We start from the raw sequence: 21,756 nt of genomic DNA, 5'->3' as shown, positions 1-21,756 counted from the left end.
GCCCTCCGCACCGAAGGCTATGCGGTTTCTCCCGGGATAAAGACGGCCGGCCGTCCGTTGGCCTTCGACATTTCCAGCGCGGCGGTCGCCTGCAGGCGCAATTGCTGCGGGGAGAACGCGTCCCGCGTCAGCGCCGCGCCGATCGAAAGCCCGAGCGTTGCGGCAGCCCGGTCGGAAGCGGCGAAGACGAGGTTGTCGGCGAGCGAGGCGGCGAGCCGTTCGGCGATCGGATGCACGCTGTCCCGGCTGACGTCTTTCAGCACGAAGGCGAAGTCGCCCCGGCCGATGCGCGCCAGGAAGTCGTTCTTCTTGATCGCCTTGCGGAAGATGGTGGCGGTCTTCCGGATGATCCGGTTGATGGCCGGTTCGCCATAGGTCCGCACGAGTTCCGGCAGGTCGGAGATGGTCACCAGGAAGAGCGCGGCGTCGCGGCCGTCCGCATCGCCGCCGTAAAGCGCCTCAAGGCGCTCGGCGAGCGCGGCATGGTTCGGCAGGGCCGTCAGCCGGTCGCGCAGCGTGACGGCGCGGGCGGCGGAGGCGTCCCGTTCCGCCTTGATGATGCGTTCGGCGCCGTCCTTCAGCGCCGCTTCCAGTTCCGTTTCGGCCACCACCGCATCGGAGAGCGAGACGCTCAGGTATTCGATTTCGGCCAGGATATCGCGAGGGCCGGCATCGCTGTCTTCGCGAAGGCTTCGGGCGACGGCCTCGAGCACGCGGGTAAAGCCCTGCTTCTGGGCGACGCCGCTTGCCATCTTCTCCCTCAGTTCCGAAAGCAGCTTGATCTCGTGGCCGCGGCCCGCTGGGATGGCGAGCGCGATGAAGCCCGGGAGCCGATGCCTGATGCCGATCTCGTCGAGAATTGCCTGCGACGGTGCGGCCGGCAGCGCCGCCACTTCGCGGGAAAGCGCCGCGTCGGCACCCGACAGGGCCTCGTGAAAGAGTTCGTAATTGCGCGGCAGGCCGCTCACCTCCAGCCTCGCCATATGCTGGCTCACCATCTGCAGGTTCCGGTCCCACGCCCTCTTGCTGGTTTCGCCGGCCATGTTCGCCCTCTGGGGTTCCGATCATTGTTCGATAGTGCGGCAACCTATCGGCGATCGTCCTTTAACATCTGCTGAAAAGCGGTCGTTCGGCTGCTGTTACGGTTAAGAAAAGGTGCAGGCGCTCCCCGAATGCCATCCATGAATTTTCCTGATTGGATTTTGACGGCGGATTTGTCTCCACTAGGCGTGACCGGACATCAGGAGCTGACATGACCCGCATCCTCTATTCGCTCTGCGGCGCCGACGAGAGCCGCCCCTTTTCGCCCCATTGCTGGAAGGTGGTGCTGGCGCTGCGCCACAAGCAGCTGGACTTTGTCGAAAGGCCGACGCCTTTCACGGAAATCCCGAAGCTGGAGAACGGCTTCTCGAAGACGGTGCCGATTTTGCGGGACGGCAACGAGCTCATCCGCGACAGTTTCGATATCGCGCTTTACCTGGAGGAGGCCTATCCCGACCGGCCGACGCTGTTCGCGGGCGAGGGCGGCAAGGCGCTGTCGCGCTTCGTCGAGCGCTTTTCGCAAACCATCATCCATCCGGCGATCGTCAGGATCGCCGTTGCCGACATTCATGACATGCTCGGCGATACCGATCAGGTCTATTTCCGCAAGAGCCGCGAGGCCGCCCTCGGCAGGACGCTGGAGGAGGTGAAGGCCGGGCGCGACGCGGAGATCGAAGCCTTCGCGGCCAAGCTGGAACCGGTGCGGCAAACCCTGAAATATCAGGAGTTTCTCGGCGGCGACGGCCCGCTCTTCGCCGATTACATCCTTTTCGGCGCGCTGCAGTGGATGCGCATCACGGCCGGCACCGGGATCCTCGCCGGCGACGATCCAGTGGCATCGTGGTTCGAACGCTGCCTCGATCTGCATGACGCGGCCGGCCGCCGTGTGACAGCGGCGTGAAATTGCCGAAACCCCCTTGTTTCCGGCGGAAGGGGCGGGTAAAGACCGCCCACTTTCCCTCTTGGAAACAAAGGATAGAACAATGGCGATTGAACGCACATTTTCGATGATCAAGCCGGATGCCACCAAGCGCAACCTGACCGGCGCCATCACCAAGGTATTTGAAGACAATGGCCTGCGCGTCATCGCTTCCAAGCGCGTCTGGATGAGCAAGCGCGAAGCCGAAGGTTTCTATGCCGTCCACAAGGACCGTCCCTTCTTCGGCGAACTCGTCGAAGGCATGACCTCCGGCCCGACCGTCGTCCAGGTCCTGGAAGGCGAGAACGCCATCCTGAAGAACCGCGAGATCATGGGCGCCACCAACCCGGCGAACGCCGCCGAAGGCACGATCCGCAAGACCTTCGCCCTGTCGATCGGCGAAAACTCCGTCCACGGCTCCGACGCTCCGGAAACCGCCGTCCAGGAAATCGCCTACTGGTTCTCCGAAACCGAGATCGTCGGCTGATCGACGCAGGCAGTGATTGAACAAAAAAAGCCGGGGTTCTGCCCCGGCTTTTTTGTTGGCAAAGCTGGAAGCCTTTGCCTTCCTCTGTGGACGCGAGACGGTGCGCATATCGATCTCCCCCCTTGAGGGGGAGATGCCCGGCAGGGCAGAGGGGGGTGTTTCGGCATATTCTTCTGCCATCGAGTTTGTGGCGTCCCCTCTGTCACCTACGGTGACATTTCCCCCCTCAAGGGGGAGATCGGCGGGAGTCTGCCACCGGGGAAAAAGGGAACTTCACGCCGGACAGTTGTCTTCCTTGCCGTAATCCGCCGTGCCGTCGGCGTGAAAGACCTCCGGATTGGGCGTATAGAGAGGCCCGACCACCAGCGGCTTCGACGGCATGATGGTCTGGTCCGCGTCGGACGTGATGCTCGTCTCGATCGTCTGCAGCGGCTCGCCACCGGCACCGACCAGGCGGATCCTGACCGAATACGGCCTGTCCTTCTTCACGCATTTGAGGTTCGGGCTTTGCAGCACGATCTTTTCCATGACCGGGAAAAGCGTCTGCCGCACCACGAACGGCGCGCCGCCCTCAGGGTTCTCGAATTCCGCTTCCGCATAGGCGCCCTCCGGCAGGGGCGCCGTCTTGCGCAGCGTGACGAGATAGTTCGCCGTAGCCACGCGGTAGTTGAAGACGAACATCCGGCCGGAAAGCTCCGCGAATTTTCCGTCCGCCTCCCGCTGGCAGGAGACCAGCAGAACCATGGCAAGGCCGCAGGCAAGGAGGCGGCGCATCATGACGCGGCCTCCTTCTTCTTCCGGCGATAGTGGCGGCTCGCTTTGACCCGGTTGCCGCAGACGGCCATGTCGCACCACGCGCGGCTGCGGTTCCGGCTGCGGTCGATGAACAGCCAGCCGCAATTGCCGCAGATCTTGAGGCGCGCGATTTCCTCTTCCGCCAGAAGCCTCAATGCCGAACGGGCGGTCGCCGCCTCGAGCGACCCTTCCTCCGCGCGGCGCAGGATAACGGCCGCGGCTTCGAGAAAATCGGCGAGCAGCCCGTGGGTGTCATCCCCCAGGATACGGGCGCGAAAGTAGCGGTCGATCGCCTCCCGCAACGCGAGGAAAGGCACACGGTTTCCCGGCCGCACCGGCGCCGGCTCGCCGAACAGGGCGCGTTCGGCGCAGAATTGCTGTGCCGCCCTCGGAAAGGCGTCCATCTGCCCGGGCTCGGCGAAACGGTCGATGCTGCGCTCGGGATCGAAGCGCATGATGACGCTGTTGGCGACGTCCAGCGCCAGCGCGCCGCCGGCGAAACGATGCGGGGTCCAGGAAAAGCTCATGCTCCGGATTATAACTGGCAAAATGAAGTTTACCAGTTATATTCGAAGCCCGTGACGGAGTGCCCATGGCCTATCTGCTGCAGCAATTGGCGAACGCGTTTCCGCTGGCGGCGCTTTATGCGGCGCTTGCCTTCGGTTATGCGATCGCCTTCGCGGTGACGAAGCGGGCGGATATCACCTACGGAGCGATCTTCGCCTTTTCGGGCCATACCTATCTGCTCTTCGCCCATATCGGCTGGGACCGGTTCTGGTTGATCTTTCCGGCCGCGCTGGCCATGGGGGCCGCGGGGGCGCTTGTCGGCGGCGTCGGGGCAGGGGTGGCGATCGGGCGGTTCGTCATGCGGCCGCTTGCGAAAATCTCGCCGAATGCGGTGATCGTCGCCTCGCTCGGTGTGCTGATGGTGCTGATGGAAGGGGCGCGGCTCGCCTCCGACACGCGCGAGCTCTGGCTGCCGCCCTTCATGAACGAGGCGGTTGTCTTCTGGCGCGGCGACGGCTTTCCGGTAATCCTGACGCGGATACAGCTCATCAACGTCGCCGTGATGCTGGCGATGATCGGCGCGGGCCATCTGGTCCTGGCTCGCACCCGTTGGGGCCGCATGTGGCGGGCGGTCGCCGACGACCCGCTGGCGGCGGAACTCTCCGGCACCGATGCCTCCCGCGTTTTCGTCACGGCCTACGCTTCCGCAGCGCTCTTCGCCTCGATCTGCGGCGTGCTGGCGACTTCCCATTACGGCACGATGGATTTCGGCGCCGGCCTGCTGTTCGGGCTGAAAGTCGTGCTGATCGCCGCCGCGGGCGGCCATTCCAATCCGCTCCGCTCGGCGGCGGGCGCGGCCGTCGTCGGCTTCGCGGAGACCCTCTGGAGCGGCTACGGCCCGATCGTCTGGCGGGATTTCGTGATCGTCTCGATCCTGGTTGCGGTACTCGTCATGAGCCGGCGGGAGAGGGCGGTGCCGTGACGGTTACCGCCACTTGTCGCGCGCCCTGTCGTCGGCATCCTTGGCGGCGACCCAATCGCCTTGTGAACCGTCGGCGGCGTGTTCCTTCTTCCAGAAAGGAGCCGAGGTCTTCAGGAAATCCATCATGAAGCCCGCGCCGTCGAAAGCCGCCTGCCGGTGGGGGGCGGCTGCGACGACGAGCACGATGTTCTCGCCCGGCAGGATCTTCCCGTAGCGATGCACGGCGGTGAGGCCGAGGAGCGAGAAGCGCTCGATGGCGAGCTCGGCGATCCGGCGCATCTCCGCCTCCGCCATGCCGGGATAATGTTCGAGCTCCAGCGCCGAAAGCTGGCCCTGTTCGTCGCGGCAGAGACCGGCGAAGGTGACGACCGCGCCGATATCCCTGCGGCCGGCGGTCAGCGCCTCGATTTCGGCTTGCAGGTCGAAATCGGCCGATTGGACGCGGATGGTGGGGGCAACTGTCATTGCAGATGCCTCCATGGTTTTGAAGCGCCGGGGGGGATGAGGGAAGGGGCATGCCGTGCAGGCCCCCCTCTGCCCTGCCGGGCATCTCCCCCACGGGTGGGGAGATCACAAGCGGCATGGTCTTCCCGCCAAACTGATGGTGTGTCGAACCGCAGCGCTTGTTGTTTGGGGAAACCGGTGCGTCTATCCAATCTCCCTCCTTGTGGGGGAGATGCCCGGCAGGGCAGAGGGGGGTATCGGCACGGCACGGCCATCACCATCTCACCCACCCGTCATCGGCGGAAATATTCCGATCTCGCGCGCGCCGGCGATCTTTTCGTCGTGCTCCACATGCTCCTGGTCGATCGCGACGCGGATCACGTCGGGATATTGAAGCGCGTTCTCGTATTCCTCGCCCAAACTCTTGAGGTGATTCAGCAAATCGCGCACGGTGACGACGCCCGCCGGCAGGTCGAGTTCCTCCTCCGGCTTGCCGATCCGCTCGCGCACCCAGGCGAAATAGACGAGTTTCGTGCTCATTCCTCATCCACCAGATGTTTCAGGCCGGCTTTGAAATAGTCGTAGCCGGTGTAGAAGGTCAGGATCGCGGCGATCCAGAGCAGCGTGATGCCGAGTTCGGTGATGTAAGGCATGATCTTGTCGCCGGCGGGGCCGGCGAGCAGGAAGGCGATCGCCACCATCTGGATCGTCGTCTTCCATTTGGCGATGCGCGTCACCGGCACGGAAACCTTCAGCGCCGCGAGATATTCGCGAAGCCCCGAAACGAGGATTTCGCGGCACAATATGGTGATCGCCGCCCAGAGCGACCATCCGGCGATCGTCCCGTCGGCCGCCATCAGGAGCAGCACCGAGGCGACCAGCAGCTTGTCGGCGATCGGATCGAGCATGCGGCCGATATTGGAGGTCTGGTTCCAGATGCGGGCGAGATATCCGTCGAGATAGTCGGTGATCGAGGCGACGACGAAGATCGTCAGCCCCGTCCAGCGGGCGAAGTCCGAGCTTTCCAGCCGGCCTTCGATGAAGAAGCACAGCACGATCACCGGCACCGCCAGGATGCGCGCATAGGTGAGCAGGTTGGGGATGTTGTATGCGCGGGAAGCCATGGACGACCTATTGCGATGTTTGCCTCTAGTTGAAACTTTGAGGCCCCAGCGTCAACATGTTCCCGCGGCTTTTTTGCAGCCGATTGCGGCAGCCCCTCTGCTCCGGCTCCTATTGCCCCTCAACCCGGCCCTCTCCTCGCTGTGGCCGGGGGAGAGAACATGCCATACGCAGCGTCGAGGGAGGAAACGGTGCGGCATATCCCTTCTCCCCAGCGGGGAGAAGGTGCCCGGCAGGGCGGATGAGGGGGCAACAGGCGGGGCGAACCCGGCCCTTCGCCTTGGGCTCAGGGCGTTCGTCATTCGAAACGATTCACTGGATCGTTTCGTCGGCTGCGCCGACCATTCCTCACCCCGCCCGGCTCTCGTGAAAGTGATTGTAGATCAGCTTCGCGACGGCTTCGGAAATGCCCTCCACGGCCATGAGGTCGGTCAGTCCCGCGCGGGAGACGGCTTTCGCCGTGCCGAAATGCTGCAGCAGCTTGCGCTTGCGGCCGGGTCCGATGCCGGAAATCTCGTCGAGCGGGTTCCTGACCATCTCCTTCTTGCGCCGCGCGCGGTGCGAGCCGATCGCGAAGCGGTGCGCCTCGTCGCGCAGCCGCTGGATGAAATAGAGAACCGGATCGCGCGGCGGCAGCGAGAAGTCGCTTTTGCCGTCGGCGAAGAAACGCTCGCGGCCGGCCTCGCGGTCGACGCCCTTGGCCACCCCGATCGCGGTGACGACATCGCGGATGCCGAGCTCGTCGAGGATGGCGCGCACGGCCGTCATCTGGCCCTGGCCCCCGTCGATCAGGATCACGTCGGGCCAGGCGGGGAAAGAAGCGTCGGGGAAGGCGGCATCGTTGAGATCGTCGCTTCCGGCGGCCGCAGCCGCATCGGCGCTGCGGTCCGGAAGGCCCTCTTCCTTGAGGAGGCGCGAGAAGCGGCGGGTCATCACTTCCCGCATCATGCCGAAGTCGTCGCCGGGGGTGATGTCGGTCGATTTGATGTTGAACTTGCGGTACTGGCTCTTCACGAAGCCTTCCGGCCCCGCCACGACCATGCCGCCGACGGCATTGGCGCCCATGATATGCGAGTTGTCGTAGATCTCGATGCGGCGCGGCACCCGGGCAAGCCCGAAGGTCTCGGCCAGGCCCTGCAGCAGGCGGGCCTGCGACGAGGTCTCCGCCAGCTTGCGGCCATGCGCCTCGCGGGCGTTGGCGAGCACGTGGCCGACGAGGTCCTTCTTCTCGCCGCGCTGGGGCACGGAGATCGCCACCCTGTGGCCGGCCTTTTCGGAAAGGGCCTGGGCCAGCAATTCCTGTTCCTCGACCGCTTCGGAAAGCAGGATCTGCTTCGGCACCGGCTTGTCGTCGTAGAACTGGGCGAGAAACGCGTTGAGCACTTCCGCACCCGAAAGCTGCGGATCCGCCTTCGGGAAATAGGCGCGGTTGCCCCAGTTCTGGCCGGTCCTGAAAAAGAAGACCTGAATGCAGGAAAGCCCGCCTTCGTGATGGATGGCGAAGACATCCGCCTCCTCGACGCCTGCGGGATTGATGCCCTGATGGCTCTGGACATGCGAGAGCGCCGCGAGCCGGTCGCGATAGACCGCGGCGCGCTCGAAGTCGAGGTCTTCGGAAGCTTCCGCCATCTGCGCGGCGATCGCGGACTTCACGTTCTGGCTCTTGCCGGAGAGGAAGTCCTTCGCCTCGCGCACGAGGCCGGCATAGTCCTCGTCGCTGATCTCGTATGTGCAGGGGCCGGAACAGCGCTTGATCTGGAAGAGCAGGCAGGGGCGGGTGCGCGTCTCGAAGACGCTGTCGGTGCAGGTGCGCAGCAGGAAGGCCCGCTGCAGCGAATTGATGGTGCGGCCGACGGCGGCGGCGGATGCGAAGGGGCCGAAATAATCGCCCTTGCGGGCGCGGGCGCCGCGGTGCTTGAAGATGGCGGGCGCCCGGTGGTCGCCGGTGATCAGGATATACGGAAACGACTTGTCGTCGCGCAGAAGCACGTTGAAGCGCGGGCGCAGGCGCTTGATGAGATTCGCCTCCAGCAGCAGCGCCTCGGTCTCCGTCCGCGTCGTGACGAATTCCATATGGGTGGTTTCACGCACCATCCGGGCGATGCGGTTGGAATGGACGCGGCCCTGCGCGTAATTGCCGACGCGCTTCTTGAGGCTGCGCGCCTTGCCGACATAGAGCACGTCGCCCGCCTCGTTGAACATGCGGTAGACGCCCGGCCCGTTCGGTAGGTGCTTGACGAATTCGGCGATGAGCTCGGCGCCCTTCAGCCCCGTCTCGTTCTTGAGCGCCTCGTTCCAGTCGATCGATGCGGCCGGTCCCTCAGACGGCTCGCTCGAAAGCGCGTCGTCGTCGTCATCCTCGGTCTCGTCGTAGAGAACGCCGCCGTCGGGCAGCTTCGTTCCGTTCATTCCAAAGTCTCCGCCAGAACCGGCCCGGAATCGGGTTTGCCGATGCCCGAGAACTGGCCATCATCGATTCGAACCATGGGCCCGCGATCGGCCGCTTGTCAAAGATTGAGGGCAACCCGGCCGGATTTCATGGCCGCGGGCCGCTGCCGCAGACATAGTGACTCGGGGCCGATTTTGAAAGCCGGAACCGGATTTCCAAGCCGCCGCGAAAACCGGCCTCCGGGGCCTGCTTTTCTTGAGGCAAAAATGGGGCGGAATGCTTGGTTGATCCGCTCTCCTGACGGCACGACGGCCCGGAAGCGTTTATTTCTCATGTCTAAAACGCTCGAAGCGCGCAGGGGATGGAGCCTTTTTCTGAGGGTCTAAGTCGAGGCGAAAAGATGCCGGGACGAACGGCCGCGGGAGGAAATATATTGACGAAGGTTTTCTTCCGCTTTAAAGAGTAATTTGCGAAGGTGAAAATATTTTTACTTTAAGTAAGGTTCTCTTAAGGTTAATGAAATACCTGTTGCGATACAGCAACATCAAACTTTCGCCTTCTGTTTGCCACAATCAATTCACATTTCGGCTCTTTCTATTCCTCAATTCGCATCCACATTCGGCCTCAGCGGGCAGGGAACAATCCGTCGCCACCTACGTTCTTGCGACGAGATTCCCGGCACAGCAGTAAAAGGAGAAAATGTATGCGTATTCTCATCGCAACTCTGATGGCCTCGGCAGCCAGCTTCATCGCAATCTCCGCGGCCAATGCCGCTGATGCCGTTGAGCAGATTCCTCAGGCCCCGGTAGCCGTCGAAGAGCCGGCACCGGTAAGAACCTGGGAAGGTTTCTACCTCGGTGGTTACGGCGAATATGACTGGGGCCGTTTCGGCGGCGGTGACTACGATGCCGACGGTTTCGGCGGCGGTGTCTTTACCGGTTACAACTTCCAGAACGGCCCGATCATCTACGGTATCGAAGCTGACGTCGGCTACAACAATCTGGATGGTCCGAGCCCGAACGGCTATACCGGTGAAGGCGGCTGGAAGGGCTCCGTCCGCGGCCGTATCGGTTACGACCTGAACCCGTTCATGATCTATGGTACGGCCGGTGTGGCCTTCCAGAACAACGAACTGAGCGACGGCGTCTCTTCCGACAAGAACACCCAGGTCGGTTATACGGTCGGTGCCGGTGCGGAAGCGTTCGTGACCGACAACATCACGGCTCGTATCGAATACCGCTACACGGATTTCGCAGCCGACGACTACAACCTTGCCACCGGCACGGTCTCGAAGGGCTTCGACGACCACAGCGTCAAGGTCGGTATCGGCGTCAAGTTCTAAGCCTCGCTCAGCAGGCTGGGGAAAGCCCGGACTTCGGTCCGGGCTTTTTTGATTCGTGGTTTTTTTGATTTAGGCGCCCGATTTCATCGAGCCGTAGTCGGAAAACCGCTTGGCGAAGACGTCGGGCCAGGAGGCGAGTTCCGGGCGGCCCTCCGCCCACTGGCCGTTGAAGCGCAGGTCGAGATAACCGATCAGCGCGGCGAGCGCGAAATGGCCGCCGTTGAGCTTCTTGCCGGTCTTCGGCAGATTGTTTTCGAGATGGTCGAGCCCGCGCACCACCTTTTCCCATTGCCGGTCGATCCAGCCCTGGTGGATTTTCTCCTCCGGACGGAAGCGGCGTTCGTAGACGATCGCCAGCAGGCAGTCGGTGATGCCGTCGCAGAGCGATTCGAGAACTTCCGCCTCGGTTCGCTTCTCATCCTTCTTCGGATAGAGCTTCCCGCCCGAGAGCCGGTCGAGATAGTGCATGATGGCGACGCTGTCGTAGATCGGCGGTTCGTCCTTGCGGATCAGCACCGGAATCTTGCCGATCGGATTGCTGTCGATGAGTTCCGGCGGATTGGCGTTGGTATCGGTCTTCACCTCGACGATCTTGATGCCGAGATGGCGGGCCGCCATGCGCACCTTGGCGGAATAGGGGGAGGCCGGCGAATAGAGCAGCTTCATGGGCTTTTCCTTTTTCAGGTCGGAATTCAGCGTGCGGGCGGCAGGGTGATCTGGCTGATCCTGCAGCCGTCGGCGTCCACTTCCGCGCAGTCGCGGAATTGCAGGTCCTTGGTGAGGCAGATGCGGACTTCTTCGAGCCTGCGGCCTTCGCAGCTCGTGGAGATGCCACGGCGGCTCATGCCCGGATTGGCCGCGATGAACTTTTCCTCGATCTCGTCGGCCGACAACGTGACGGCTGTCTCGCCGCGGGCAAGGTCGGAAGGAAGCCGGATGCGCTCGAAAGCCTGCCGGATCCTGGTAAAATAGTCGCGCTGGCCGAGTCCCGTGCAGCTTCCGTGCTTGCGCCACTGATGGCCGATCAGACCCATGGACGGCATGATGTCGAAGAGCGGTTCGCCGACGGAGCGCGGCACCCGGCGCGGTTCGCGGGTTTCGCAGAACTCCGGATAGCCCTTCTCGTATTGCGGCCACAATCCGTGGACGATGAAGCGGAAATCCTTGTCCGCATCGCATTGCCGGTCGTTCCGCTCGCCCTGCTGCGAGGCGCAGAAGGTCGGCGACCAGGAGAGCGAGAGCACGTAGAAATCGAATGCGCCGGCGCGGTCCTGCGCTTTGGCGGCGGCGGCCGACACGAGAAAAATGAAGAAGAACAGCAAGAAAGAGCGCTGTAGAGGTTGATCTGTCAAACGTGCGTTCCCTAAAGTCATTGGTTCGACCGAGGCCTTGCGGCAGGATTTAAACAGGGGTGGAAGGAACGGCAATATCGGATGGCTTTCAAGACGTACTTTTGGCCCGCGGTCGGCGCGGTGACGGTAACGGTTTCGGCCTGGCTCCTCTACAAGGAACTGCGCGGCCTGTCCCTCGATGAACTGGGCCGCAGCTTCGGCGCGATTTCGCCGCTGAACTGGCTTCTGTGCGGCCTCGCCACTCTGCTCGCCTATGCCGCGCTGGCCGGATACGACCGTATCGCCTTGCTGCATCTGGGACGCAAGATCGACTGGCTCTTCATCACCGTCTGCTCCTTCACCACCTACGCGCTTTCGCACAATGTCGGCGCCTCGGTCGTATCGGGCGGTGTGGTGCGATACCGCGCCTATTCCTCGAAGGGGCTGGCGCCCGCCGAGATAGGCATCCTGATCGCGATGTGTTCCTTCACCTTCGCGCTCGGTACCGTGCTGCTCGCCGGGCTGGTGCTGATCCTCGAGCCCGGCATAACGGAGCGCTTCGGGGATCTGTTGCCCATGTCGGCGTCGGCCGCCACCGGCTATGTCATCCTGGCGCTCGTCGCGCTCTATGTCGCCGGCAGCTTCCTGAAGCTCCGCGGCTTCGCGATCGGCCCCATCCGGATCGTCTATCCGTCGCCCCGCGTCACGCTGATGCAGCTCGTCATCGCGCCGCTGGAACTGATCGGCGCGGCCGGCATCATCTATTTCGCTCTGCCTGAGGCGGGAAATCCGGGATTCCTGATCGTCCTCGGGATATTCCTCGTGTCGTTTTCGGCCGCGCTGATCAGCCATGTCCCGGGCGGACTCGGGGTGCTCGAACTGGTTTTCGTCATGGGGCTTCCCGACATGGACCCCGCCGATATCATCGCCGCGCTCCTGGTGTTCCGGCTGTTCTACCTGCTGATACCCTTCGCGATGGCGCTGGTGGTGATCCTTCTTTTCGAACGCTCCCAATTCGCATCCGAAAAGCCGGACCGGCCACGCGACGACGCCGCGCCCTGACGCCTATTCGCCTTGCAGCCAGAAGGCGCGCTGCGAGGCGAAGCGGTCCTGCGCCAGGACGGTCTTCAGGACCGGCAGGAGGGCGTGCAGCTCGTCCTTCAGCGTGAAGGGCGGATTGACGACGATCAGGCCGGAACCGGTGAGGCCGGTCGTCTCCCGGTCGCTTTTCACGATGAGCTCCGCACAGAGCATTTTCGGGATTTCCAGCCCCTGCAGCTCCTCGTGGAAGGCCTTGACCGGCGCGCCTTTCTTGACCGGATACCAGAGGCAGTAGGTGCCGCCCGGAAAGCGTCTGTAGGCACCGGCGAGGCCCTTGACGAGCCGCTTGTATTCGCCTTCCTCCTCGAAGGGCGGGTCGACCAGGATGATGCCGCGCTTCTCCTTCGGCGGCAGATGCGCGCCGAGCGCCAGCCAGCCGTCGAGCTCGGTCACCCGCACCTGGAAATCGCCTTGGAAGAGATTGTGCAGACGGTTGCAGTCTTCCGGATGCAGTTCCATGGCCGAAAGCCGGTCCTGCGGCCGGAAGAGCATGCGGGCGAGCTTCGGCGAGCCGGGATAGAGCTTGAGCGCCCCATCCCGGTTGAGCTCCCTCACCACGGCGAGATAGGGTTCCAGCAGTTCGGAGACATCGGCCGGCAGGTCGGCCTCCATCAGCCGGCCGATGCCGTCTCGCCATTCGCCGGTCTTCTGCGCCTCTTCCGAGGAAAGATCGTAAAGCCCGATGCCGGCATGGGTGTCGAGCACGCGGAAAGCCTTGTCCTTCTTCTGCGCATAGCGGATGAGCCGCGCCAGCACGGCGTGTTTCAGGACATCGGCGAAATTGCCCGCGTGGTAGATATGCCGGTAGTTCATTTGGTCCGCTCGGGGATGAATAAAATTGATGCGCCGCAAATCGCACTTTTTGCGCGGCTTGGCATGCAATATAGAAAACCCATGAACGTTGCGACCCAAATCACCGAGAAAACCGCCCTCGGCCACAATTCCGTCGGCCACACCGTCTGTCCGCACGACTGTCCTTCCGCCTGCGCGCTGGATGTGGACCTGACCGCCGACGGCAGGATCGGCCGGGTGCGCGGTTCTGCCGACAACACCTATACGGCCGGCGTCATCTGCGCCAAGGTCGCGCGCTATTCCGAACGCATCTACCATCCCGGCCGGCTGATGGTGCCGAAGCGCCGCAAGGGCCGCAAAGGCGAGGGCGGCTGGCAGGATCTCTCCTGGGAAGCGGCGCTCGACGAGATCGCCGACGCTTTCGTCAAGGCCGAGGCGAAACACGGTTCGGAAGCCGTCTGGCCCTATTTCTACGCCGGCACGATGGGCCAGGTGCAGCGCGATTCGATCGAGCGCCTGCGGCACGCCAAGAAGTATTCGGGCTTCTTCGGCACGATCTGCACCAACATGGCCTGGACCGGCTATGTGATGGGCACAGGCGCCCTGCGCGGGCCCGATCCTCGCGAGATGGCGAAATCCGATTGCGTGGTGATCTGGGGAACGAATGCCGTCTCCACGCAGGTCAACGTCATGACCCATGCGGTGAAGGCCCGCAAGGAACGCGGTGCGAAGATCGTCGTCATCGACATCTACGACAACCCGACCATGAAACAGGCCGACATGGCGCTGACGGTCCGGCCCGGCACGGATGCGGCGCTCGCCTGCGCCGTCATGCACATCGCCTTCCGCGACGGTTACGCCGATCGCGACTATATGGAAAAGTATGCCGACGATCCGGCCGGGCTCGAAAGGCACCTTGCAGCGAAGACGCCCGAATGGGCCTCGGCCATCACGGGCTTGTCCGTCGAGGAGATCGAGACCTTCGCAAAGCTCGTCGGCACCACGAAGAAGAGCTTCTTCCGCCTGGGATACGGTTTTGCACGCCAGCGTAACGGCACGGTCGCCATGCATGCGGCGCTCTCGATCGCAACCGTCCTCGGCTCCTGGCAATACGAGGGCGGCGGCGCTTTCCACAACAACGGTGAAATCTTCCGGCTCAACAAGTCGGAGCTGATGGGCAGTTCTTACGCCGATCCCGATATCCGCCAGCTCGACCAGTCGCAGATCGGCCGGGTGCTGACCGGCGACGCCGAGGCGCTCCGCTACGGCGGGCCGGTGACGGCCATGCTCATCCAGAACACCAATCCGATGAACGTCGCGCCCGAACAGCGCCTCGTTCGCCGGGGCTTCATGCGGGACGACCTGTTTGTGGCGGTCCACGAGCAGTTCATGACCGATACGGCCGATGTCGCCGATATCGTGCTTCCGGCCACCATGTTCCTGGAGCACGACGACATCTACCGCGCCGGCGGCCAGCAGCACATCCTGCTCGGACCCAAGCTCGTGGAGCCGCCGCCGACGGTGCGCACCAATCTCTTCGTCATCGAGGAACTGGCCAAACGCCTCGGCGTCGACCATTATCAGGGCTTCAGGATGAACGAGCGCGAGCATATCGACCGCATCCTGAAGGACAGCCGCTGGCCGGGTGTCGACGTGCTGGAGCGCGAGAAGTGGATCGACGCTCAGCCTGATTTCGAAACCGCCCATTATATCAAGGGCTTCGGCTATCCGGACGGAAAATTCCGTTTCCGGCCGGACTGGGCGAACGGCCCGTCGCCCGACAAGCCGCCGAGGAATGTCGGCCCGCTGGGACCGATCGGCGAACTGCCGGTCTTCCCGGACCAGGTCGACGTGATCGAAGTGGCGGACGAGGCGCATCCCTTCCGGCTGGCGACCTCGCCGGCCCGTAGCTTCCTCAATTCCTCCTTCAGCGAGACGAAGAGCTCCTACGAGCGGGAAGGGCGGCCGGAGGTGATGATCGAGCCTTCGGATGCCGGGCGTCTGGGCATCGCCGACGGCGATGTCGTGCGGCTCGGCAACCAGCGCGGCGAGATCCGGCTGCACGCGCGGATCGTTCCCGGCGCGCGCCCGGGCGTGCTGATCGCCGAAGGGCTCTGGCCGAACGGAAAACATCTCGACGGCGAGGGCATCAACGTGCTGACCGGCGCCGATGCGGTGGCCCCCTATGGCGGCGCGGCCTTCCACGACAACAAGGTCTGGCTTCGCAAGGACGCCGCATGACGGACCAGGACGGCCGGCTCAGGATCGTCGGCGAGAAGACGCTGTCCGACGGCTGGACGCGGCTGTCGGCCTACGAGCTCGACTATGTTGACCGCTCGGGCGAGATCCACCGGCTGCACCGGGAAATCTATCACCGCACGCCCGCCGCCTGCATCCTGCTTTACGATGCGAAACGGGACAGGGTCGTGCTGGTGAAGCAGTTCCGCCTGCCGGTCCATCTGTCCGGCGAACCCGCCTGGCTGACCGAGGTGCCCGCCGGGCTTCTCGACGAGGATCATCCGGAGGATGCGATCCGCCGCGAGGCGATGGAGGAGACCGGTTACCGGCTGCGCGACGTGCGCTTCCTCTTCAAGGCCTTCATGTCTCCCGGCGCCATTACCGAACTCGTGCATTTCTTCTTCGCGCCCGTCGACCTCGCCGACCGGATCAACGGCGGCGGCGGGCTTGCCGAGGAGCATGAGGATATCGAGGTGGTGGAACTGCCGCTCGACGAGGCGGCGGCGATGATCGGGAGCGGCGACATTGCCGACGCCAAGACGATCATGCTCCTGCAATGGGCCGTCATCAACCGGGCGGCGATTTCGGGTTGAGCCCGGCCGGAACATTGGGATAGCCGCGCCGTTAAGGAGAAATCCCCACCAGCGAGGATTTTCCGATGACGATGATCAAGACGCGTGACGACACCGAGCTTTACGTCAAGGACTGGGGCAGGGGCCGCCCGGTCATCCTTCTGCACGGCTGGCCGCTCACCTGCGATACCTGGGACGATTTCGCCATGGTCGCGGCCGAGGCGGGATTTCGTGCGATCTCCTACGACCGCCGCGGCTTCGGGCGCTCGGACCAGCCCTGGCAGGGTTATGACTACGACACGCTTTCCGACGACCTGGCGGATGTGATCGCCGCGACCGAAGCCGAGGATGCGGCGCTGTTCGGCTTTTCGATGGGCGGCGGCGAGGTCGCCCGCTACATGTCGCGCCATGGCGGCAAGGGCATCTCGAAGGCCGCGCTGATCGCCTCCGTCGTGCCTTACATGCTGCAGACCTCCGACAATCCGGACGGCGTGCCGCAATCGGTCTTCGACGGGATGACCAAAGGCATGAAGGAGGACCGGGCGAATTTCTTCGCGGGGTTCTTCAAGAGCTTCTTCGGCGTCGGCGTCTTCACCGGCTCGGTGAGCGAAGAGGTGCTCGACTGGTCCTTCAACCAGACGATGATGGCGGGGCTCAAGCCGACGCTCGCCTGCGCAAAGGCCTTCGCGACGACCGATTTCCGGCCGGACCTGACGAGCTTCAGGGTGCCGACGCTGATCATCCACGGCACCGGCGACCAGACCGTCCCGATCGACACCTCCGCCCGTGCGGCAGCCGCGGCGATTCCTGGTTCGAAGCTGATCGAATACGACGGCGCGCCGCACGGCCTCTTCGCGTCTCACAAGGAGCGCCTGACGGAGGACCTCATGACGTTCTTGAGGAGTTGATCACTCCCAGGATTTCTGATTCTTCGGCAGCCGGCCGGTCGGGTCGATCACCTCGACCTTGTGCGGCGGTGCGGTGCTCCAATCCCAGAGCACGAGATTGCTGATCGAAGGTCCGGCACGATGAGCGAAGGATGGTACGAGGATGCCGGCGTATCGGTGGTGAAGCTGGTCGTAGATTGTCCATGCCTCAGGCCGCCTGCTCTCGGACAGGGCCGTCGCCCATGCCGATCCCATCACATCGAGCGCGATGCCGAGTTCCTTTCGCGACGCTTCCGCGGTCAGGTCGGCGATGTCGTCGCAATCCACGTCGTAGGAGCAGATCGTCAGCGGGTGGATCTTGTGGCCGAACCCCTGGCTCGCTTCGATGATCGCGCCTTCGATGGAGGTGGAGAGATAGAGAGCCGGCACCCCTTTGGGATTGAAGCGCGCGCCGCGAATGGCGGCACCATCGCCGGATGTGGGACTTATCGCCCATCGTGGATCGTGGGCGCGGTAGCAGACGCCCTGGAATCTCAAGCGAAGCCGCCGAGCGCCAGATGATCGAGGTAGTCGCGGACTGCCGCCGCCTTGCCGCTTTTGACGACGCTCTCTGCGGTGCGTCCGCCAAAGGCCGGCAGAGGCTCAGCCCGGTACCAGGCGAGCGCCTGCCGCTCGCTGCCCGCCCATTCGCTCACGCGATGGATGATCTCCGCCATTTCGCCGATGCGTGCGGCGACGGCAGGGGCTTGTGCCCGCTCCTTGCGCTGGACGGTATTGACGGAAAGGCCGGCGGTTTCGGCCAGTTCCCGCTTTGAAATGCCGAGGCGCGCCGAGACTGCCTCGATTTCCATCGAGGGCATATCGCTGGTGACCTGTACCTTTGCATGTCTGCCCATGTCGGCCTCATTGTACGTATCTCGCGTACAAATTTAGGTCGGAAGCGTAACTTTGTCGAGTCGGACGGTTTAGAGTGCCGGCGAGATGAGCTTCGCCTCGTCCTTCGCCGGAAGATCGCTGAAGACCGCCTTTGCGCCCTCCATCCTGACCTTTTCCTCCGCCAGCAGCTTGAGCGACAGCGGATAGAGCCTGTGCTCGACGGTGAGGATGCGGGCGGCGAGCGTCTCGGCCGTGTCGTCTGCTAGCACCGGCACGGCGCCCTGCGCGACGATCGGGCCTTCGTCCATGCCTTCGGTCACGAAATGCACGGTGCAGCCGGCGATCTTCATGCCGGCGTCGATGGCGCGCTGGTGCGTGTGGAGGCCGGGGAAGAGCGGCAGCAGGGCAGGGTGGATGTTGAGGATGCGGCCCTCGTAACGGCTGATGAAATCGCCGGAGAAGAGCCGCATATAGCCCGCGAGGCAGAGGATGTCCGGCTTCACCTCGTCGAGTGCGGCAAGGATCGCCGCCTCGTGCTCGGGTTTGCCGGCAAACTGCTTGCGTTCGAAGACGAGCGTCCTGATGCCGCGCGCTTCCGCCTTCTCGATGCCGCCGGCGGAAGGCTTGTCCGAGATGACGGCGACGATCTCGGCCGGGAAATCCGGCGCGGCGCAGGCATCCGCGAGCGCCAGCATGTTCGAGCCGCTGCCGGAGATGAAGACGGCGACGCGTTTACGGATTCCCGTCATAGGCCGAGCGTGCCCTTGTAGATGACGCCGGCGCCGCCTTCCTCACGCTCCACCATGCGGCCGAGCGGCACGACGATCTCGCCTTCGCCGGTCAGGATGTCGGAAACCGCCTGGGCATTCTCGGCGGAAACGACGACGATCATGCCGATGCCGCAGTTGAAGGTCCTGAGCATTTCCTTTGCCTGCACGCCGCCGGTCTTGGCGAGCCAGGAGAAGACGGGCGGCACGGGAATGCCGTCGAGGTCGATTTCGGCGGCAAGGTTCTTCGGCAGCACCCGCGGGATGTTTTCCGGAAAGCCGCCGCCGGTGATGTGGGCGAGCGCCTTCAGCGCCCCCGTCTGACGGATCGCCTTGAGCAGCGGCTTCACGTAGATGCGGGTCGGCACGAGCAGCGCCTCACCCAGAGTCATGCCGTCACGGAAGGGAGCGGGCGCGTCCCAGGCGAGGCCGGAGAGCGCGACGATCTTGCGCACCAGCGAAAAGCCGTTGGAATGGACGCCTGAGGAGGTGAGGCCGAGGATGACGTCGCCGGCCGCGATGTCGCCGACGGGCAGCAGCTGGCCGCGCTCGGCGGCACCCACCGCAAAGCCTGCGAGGTCGTAGTCGCCGTCGGAATACATGCCCGGCATCTCGGCGGTCTCGCCGCCGATCAGCGCGCAGCCCGCCTCGCGGCAGCCGGCCGCGATGCCGGAGACGATCGCGGCGCCCTGGTCGGGATCGAGCTTGCCGGTCGCGAAATAGTCGAGGAAGAAGAGCGGTTCGGCGCCCTGCACCACGAGGTCGTTGACGCACATGGCGACGAGGTCGATGCCGACCGTATCGTGGAAATCCGCATCGATGGCGATCTTGAGCTTGGTGCCGACGCCGTCATTGGCCGCGACCAGGACCGGATCGGTGAACCCCGCGGCCCTGAGGTCGAAGAGCCCGCCGAAGCCGCCGATCTCGCCGTCGGCGCCGGGACGGCGGGTGGAGCGCACGGCCGGCTTGATCTTCTCGACCATGAGATTGCCCGCATCGATATCGACTCCGGCATCGCTGTAGGTGAGACCGTTCTTGCCCCCGCTCATCATTCATCTCCAATGATTGCTGTAGCGGCCCGCAATTGCACGTCATGGCGGCGGATGCAAGCGTTGAGGGCGGTTTTGAAGGCTTTTCACAGCCTCCGCTGCGGTGCGTCCGAACTCTTGACCTTTCGGGCGGCCGCATCCTATCCCTGTCCTCGACCCCCGGTTACTCTGAAAGGGCCCGGGCACTCTGAAAGGGAAAACGGCGATGCCATACCATGTCAGCGGTGCGAGCCTCAGGCGCCACATCCTGTTCTGGATCGGCGCCCTGGCGATCTTGGTCCTGTTCCTCTGGTTCTTCCGCTCGATCCTGCTCCCTTTCGTGGCCGGCATGGCGCTCGCCTATTTCCTCGATCCGGTGGCCGACTGGCTGCAGCGCAGGGGGCTGAGCCGCCTGATGGCGACCGTCGTGATCCTCGTCTGCTTCGTGCTGGTCTTCGCATTGTCGCTGATGCTGGTGATCCCGATCGTCATCAACCAGTTCACCGAGTTCGCGGCCGCGCTTCCGGGCTATATCTCGCAGTTGCAGGCGATCATCTCGAGCCCCGAGACCTCGTTCCTGCCAGACTGGATCGGAGCGCAGATCGAGACCGTCAAGCAGAACTTTTCCGAAGTGCTGAGCCAGGGCGCCGGCTTCGTCGGTTCGTTGCTCGCCCAGATATGGAATTCCGGCAAGGCGATCGTCGACGTCGTGTCGCTGCTGATCGTCACGCCGGTTGTCGCCTTCTACATCCTGCTCGACTGGGACCGCATGGTCTCCAAGGTGGATAGCTGGGTGCCGCGCGACCAGGTCGATACGGTCCGCCAGATCGCCCGGGAAATGGATCAATCGGTCGCCGGCTTCATCCGCGGCCAAGGCTCGCTCTGCCTCATCCTCGGCATTTTCTATGCGGTCGGACTGTCGCTGGTCGGGTTGAATTTCGGTCTTCTGATCGGCTTCGTCTCCGGCATGATCAGCTTCATTCCCTATATCGGCTCGCTGGTCGGCCTCGTGCTTTCGGTCGGCGTCGCCTTCGTGCAGTTCTGGCCGGACTACCCCTGGATCGTCGCGGTTGCCGGCGTCTTCTTCGTCGGCCAGTTCCTCGAAGGCAATATCCTGCAGCCGAAACTGGTCGGCCAGAGCGTCGGCCTGCATCCGGTCTGGCTGATGTTCGCGCTCTTCGCCTTCGGCGCCATGTTCGGCTTCGTCGGCCTGCTGATCGCCGTGCCGGCGGCGGCCGTGGTCGGCGTCCTTGTCCGCTTCGCGCTCTCGCGGTATCTTGACAGCGACATCTATTACGGCCGGACGGCCACTCTTCCGTGGGAGGAGGCGCCGCCGCCCCGTGTGCTGGAACATGAAGACGCCGGCGCGCAGAGAACCGCTCAGAAAGACCAATGACAGAGACGAGCGAACGCGAGCGGCGGAAAAGCGAACAGCTGCCGCTGCAATTCACCCATGATACGGCGAGAAGCCGGGAAGACCTGCTGGTCTCGGCGCGGCTGGCCGCGGCCGTCGCGATCGTCGACGAGTGGCCGGCCTGGCCGTCGCCGGTCGTCGTGCTGGCCGGACCCGTCGGCTCGGGAAAATCGCATCTCGCGCATATCTGGCGGGAGAGGGCGGGCGCGGCGGATATCCATCCGGTCGCGGGCTCCGACGCCGCGGCGCTTGCCGCCGCCGGCCCGGTTCTGTTCGAGGATGCCGAGCGGCGCGGCTTCGACGACACGGAACTCTTCCATGTCATCAACAGCGTGCGCGAGAACGGCCACAGCCTTCTGATGACCTCGCGCCTCTGGCCGGTCTCGTGGGGCGTCGTGCTGCCGGACCTGAAATCCAGGCTGAAGGCCGCGACCGTGGTGGAGATCGGCGAGCCGGACGAGGACCTGCTCGCGCAGGTGATCGTGAAACTCTTCGCCGACCGGCAGCTTTATATCGATGACAAACTGGTCGGCTATATCGTCAACCGGATGGAACGCTCGCTCGGCGCGGCGCAGTCGATCGTCGAGCGGCTGGATCGCCTGGCGCTCGCCCGCGGCACCAGGATAACCCGTCCGCTGGCGGCCGAGGTGTTGAACGATTTCGGGAATTCCGGCGCCGGCGTCGGGGACGGTGATTGACTGTGACACTTTCCTCGTCGAACT

24 protein-coding genes are annotated in these 21,756 nt (G+C 64.0%); 10 read left to right on the top strand and 14 right to left on the bottom strand.

Annotated features, from left to right (window positions below; all coding sequences use genetic code 11):
- Positions 1-17 precede the first annotated feature (17 nt).
- Positions 18-1,043, bottom strand: a complete 1,026-nt coding sequence (locus QTA58_RS01425) for a GGDEF domain-containing protein (RefSeq protein WP_085422926.1) — start codon at positions 1,041-1,043, stop codon at positions 18-20.
- 209 nt (positions 1,044-1,252) lie between these two features.
- Here QTA58_RS01425 and QTA58_RS01420 point away from each other — a divergent pair, with 209 nt between their 5' ends.
- Positions 1,253-1,942 (top strand): glutathione S-transferase family protein, encoded by a 690-nt coding sequence (locus tag QTA58_RS01420; RefSeq protein WP_085422927.1) that lies wholly within the window; start codon positions 1,253-1,255, stop codon positions 1,940-1,942.
- An 82-nt stretch (positions 1,943-2,024) separates the two neighbouring features.
- Complete coding sequence (ndk, locus tag QTA58_RS01415) at positions 2,025-2,447, top strand: nucleoside-diphosphate kinase (protein WP_085422928.1); 423 nt, start codon at positions 2,025-2,027, stop codon at positions 2,445-2,447.
- A 273-nt stretch (positions 2,448-2,720) separates the two neighbouring features.
- Here the strand turns inward: ndk and QTA58_RS01410 are convergent, their stop codons facing one another.
- Both QTA58_RS01410 and QTA58_RS01405 read right to left on the bottom strand, forming a co-directional pair.
- Complete coding sequence (locus tag QTA58_RS01410) at positions 2,721-3,221, bottom strand: hypothetical protein (RefSeq protein ID WP_143531679.1); 501 nt, start codon at positions 3,219-3,221, stop codon at positions 2,721-2,723.
- Complete coding sequence (locus tag QTA58_RS01405) at positions 3,221-3,769, bottom strand: CGNR zinc finger domain-containing protein (protein ID WP_085422930.1); 549 nt, start codon at positions 3,767-3,769, stop codon at positions 3,221-3,223. Before QTA58_RS01405 ends, QTA58_RS01410 begins: the two co-directional genes overlap by 1 nt.
- Before the next feature lie 65 nt (positions 3,770-3,834).
- Here QTA58_RS01405 and QTA58_RS01400 point away from each other — a divergent pair, with 65 nt between their 5' ends.
- Positions 3,835-4,731 carry a branched-chain amino acid ABC transporter permease gene (locus QTA58_RS01400; RefSeq protein WP_085422931.1) on the top strand — a complete coding sequence of 299 codons (897 nt, stop codon included), beginning with the start codon at positions 3,835-3,837 and terminating at the stop codon, positions 4,729-4,731.
- A gap of 3 nt (positions 4,732-4,734) precedes the next feature.
- Here QTA58_RS01400 and QTA58_RS01395 read toward each other — a convergent pair whose 3' ends face one another.
- The 4 genes from QTA58_RS01395 to uvrC all read right to left on the bottom strand — a co-directional run bounded on the left by QTA58_RS01395 (position 4,735) and on the right by uvrC (position 8,706).
- Positions 4,735-5,196 (bottom strand): molybdenum cofactor biosynthesis protein MoaE, encoded by a 462-nt coding sequence (locus QTA58_RS01395; protein ID WP_289671424.1) that lies wholly within the window; start codon positions 5,194-5,196, stop codon positions 4,735-4,737.
- 261 nt (positions 5,197-5,457) lie between these two features.
- Positions 5,458-5,715 (bottom strand): molybdopterin converting factor subunit 1, encoded by a 258-nt coding sequence (gene moaD, locus QTA58_RS01390; RefSeq protein WP_289671423.1) that lies wholly within the window; start codon positions 5,713-5,715, stop codon positions 5,458-5,460.
- Complete coding sequence (gene pgsA, locus QTA58_RS01385) at positions 5,712-6,299, bottom strand: CDP-diacylglycerol--glycerol-3-phosphate 3-phosphatidyltransferase (RefSeq protein ID WP_085422936.1); 588 nt, start codon at positions 6,297-6,299, stop codon at positions 5,712-5,714. The genes moaD and pgsA overlap by 4 nt, the downstream gene beginning before the upstream one ends.
- A gap of 346 nt (positions 6,300-6,645) precedes the next feature.
- Complete coding sequence (gene uvrC, locus QTA58_RS01380; RefSeq protein ID WP_289671422.1) at positions 6,646-8,706, bottom strand: excinuclease ABC subunit UvrC; 2,061 nt, start codon at positions 8,704-8,706, stop codon at positions 6,646-6,648.
- 683 nt (positions 8,707-9,389) lie between these two features.
- On the opposite strand from uvrC, the gene QTA58_RS01375 reads away from it, so the two are divergent.
- Positions 9,390-10,028 carry an outer membrane protein gene (locus QTA58_RS01375; RefSeq protein WP_085422938.1) on the top strand — a complete coding sequence of 213 codons (639 nt, stop codon included), beginning with the start codon at positions 9,390-9,392 and terminating at the stop codon, positions 10,026-10,028.
- 69 nt (positions 10,029-10,097) lie between these two features.
- On the opposite strand, the gene QTA58_RS01370 is transcribed toward QTA58_RS01375, so the two are convergent.
- Positions 10,098-10,694 carry a glutathione S-transferase gene (locus QTA58_RS01370; RefSeq protein WP_085422939.1) on the bottom strand — a complete coding sequence of 199 codons (597 nt, stop codon included), beginning with the start codon at positions 10,692-10,694 and terminating at the stop codon, positions 10,098-10,100.
- 26 nt (positions 10,695-10,720) lie between these two features.
- Positions 10,721-11,350 carry a ribonuclease gene (locus tag QTA58_RS01365; protein WP_234811172.1) on the bottom strand — a complete coding sequence of 210 codons (630 nt, stop codon included), beginning with the start codon at positions 11,348-11,350 and terminating at the stop codon, positions 10,721-10,723.
- Positions 11,351-11,461: 111 nt separating this feature from the next.
- Between QTA58_RS01365 and QTA58_RS01360 the strand changes: the two genes are divergently transcribed.
- Positions 11,462-12,421: a lysylphosphatidylglycerol synthase domain-containing protein gene (locus QTA58_RS01360; protein WP_085422941.1), complete on the top strand. Its 960-nt coding sequence runs from the start codon at positions 11,462-11,464 to the stop codon at positions 12,419-12,421.
- Positions 12,422-12,424: 3 nt separating this feature from the next.
- On the opposite strand, the gene QTA58_RS01355 is transcribed toward QTA58_RS01360, so the two are convergent.
- Positions 12,425-13,273 (bottom strand): 23S rRNA (adenine(2030)-N(6))-methyltransferase RlmJ, encoded by an 849-nt coding sequence (locus QTA58_RS01355; RefSeq protein ID WP_289671419.1) that lies wholly within the window; start codon positions 13,271-13,273, stop codon positions 12,425-12,427.
- Between the two features lie 15 nt (positions 13,274-13,288).
- Between QTA58_RS01355 and QTA58_RS01350 the strand changes: the two genes are divergently transcribed.
- The 3 genes from QTA58_RS01350 (at position 13,289) to QTA58_RS01340 (ending at position 16,970) form a co-directional block, all read left to right on the top strand.
- Positions 13,289-15,493 carry a molybdopterin oxidoreductase family protein gene (locus QTA58_RS01350; protein ID WP_289671418.1) on the top strand — a complete coding sequence of 735 codons (2,205 nt, stop codon included), beginning with the start codon at positions 13,289-13,291 and terminating at the stop codon, positions 15,491-15,493.
- Positions 15,490-16,083: an NUDIX domain-containing protein gene (locus QTA58_RS01345; RefSeq protein ID WP_289671417.1), complete on the top strand. Its 594-nt coding sequence runs from the start codon at positions 15,490-15,492 to the stop codon at positions 16,081-16,083. The genes QTA58_RS01350 and QTA58_RS01345 overlap by 4 nt, the downstream gene beginning before the upstream one ends.
- Positions 16,084-16,148: 65 nt before the next feature.
- Entirely contained in the window at positions 16,149-16,970 is an 822-nt protein-coding gene (locus QTA58_RS01340) for an alpha/beta hydrolase (RefSeq protein WP_289671415.1), read from the top strand.
- Here the strand turns inward: QTA58_RS01340 and QTA58_RS01335 are convergent, their stop codons facing one another.
- The 4 genes from QTA58_RS01335 to purM form a co-directional block, all read right to left on the bottom strand.
- Positions 16,971-17,486, bottom strand: coding sequence for an RES family NAD+ phosphorylase (locus tag QTA58_RS01335; protein WP_289671414.1), 516 nt, complete (start codon positions 17,484-17,486; stop codon positions 16,971-16,973).
- Positions 17,483-17,845 carry an antitoxin Xre/MbcA/ParS toxin-binding domain-containing protein gene (locus QTA58_RS01330; protein WP_289671413.1) on the bottom strand — a complete coding sequence of 121 codons (363 nt, stop codon included), beginning with the start codon at positions 17,843-17,845 and terminating at the stop codon, positions 17,483-17,485. The genes QTA58_RS01335 and QTA58_RS01330 overlap by 4 nt, the downstream gene beginning before the upstream one ends.
- A gap of 69 nt (positions 17,846-17,914) precedes the next feature.
- Positions 17,915-18,574 carry a phosphoribosylglycinamide formyltransferase gene (gene purN / locus QTA58_RS01325; protein ID WP_289671412.1) on the bottom strand — a complete coding sequence of 220 codons (660 nt, stop codon included), beginning with the start codon at positions 18,572-18,574 and terminating at the stop codon, positions 17,915-17,917.
- A complete protein-coding gene (gene purM / locus QTA58_RS01320; protein WP_289671411.1) occupies positions 18,571-19,644 on the bottom strand; it encodes a phosphoribosylformylglycinamidine cyclo-ligase in 1,074 nt (357 codons plus the stop codon). Before purM ends, purN begins: the two co-directional genes overlap by 4 nt.
- A gap of 202 nt (positions 19,645-19,846) precedes the next feature.
- On the opposite strand from purM, the gene QTA58_RS01315 reads away from it, so the two are divergent.
- The gene (locus QTA58_RS01315) at positions 19,847-21,016 is read left to right on the top strand and encodes an AI-2E family transporter (RefSeq protein WP_085422949.1); all 1,170 of its coding nucleotides are present in this window, start codon (positions 19,847-19,849) and stop codon (positions 21,014-21,016) included.
- Positions 21,013-21,732: a DnaA regulatory inactivator HdaA gene (gene hdaA / locus QTA58_RS01310; protein WP_289671410.1), complete on the top strand. Its 720-nt coding sequence runs from the start codon at positions 21,013-21,015 to the stop codon at positions 21,730-21,732. Before QTA58_RS01315 ends, hdaA begins: the two co-directional genes overlap by 4 nt.
- The last annotated feature ends 24 nt before the right edge of the window (positions 21,733-21,756 follow it).

Origin of the sequence: Neorhizobium sp. CSC1952, from assembly GCF_030378245.1 — a bacterium.
GTDB lineage: Bacteria > Pseudomonadota > Alphaproteobacteria > Rhizobiales > Rhizobiaceae > Neorhizobium > Neorhizobium oryzae_A.
This window is presented reverse-complemented; position numbering and strand designations above follow the sequence as displayed.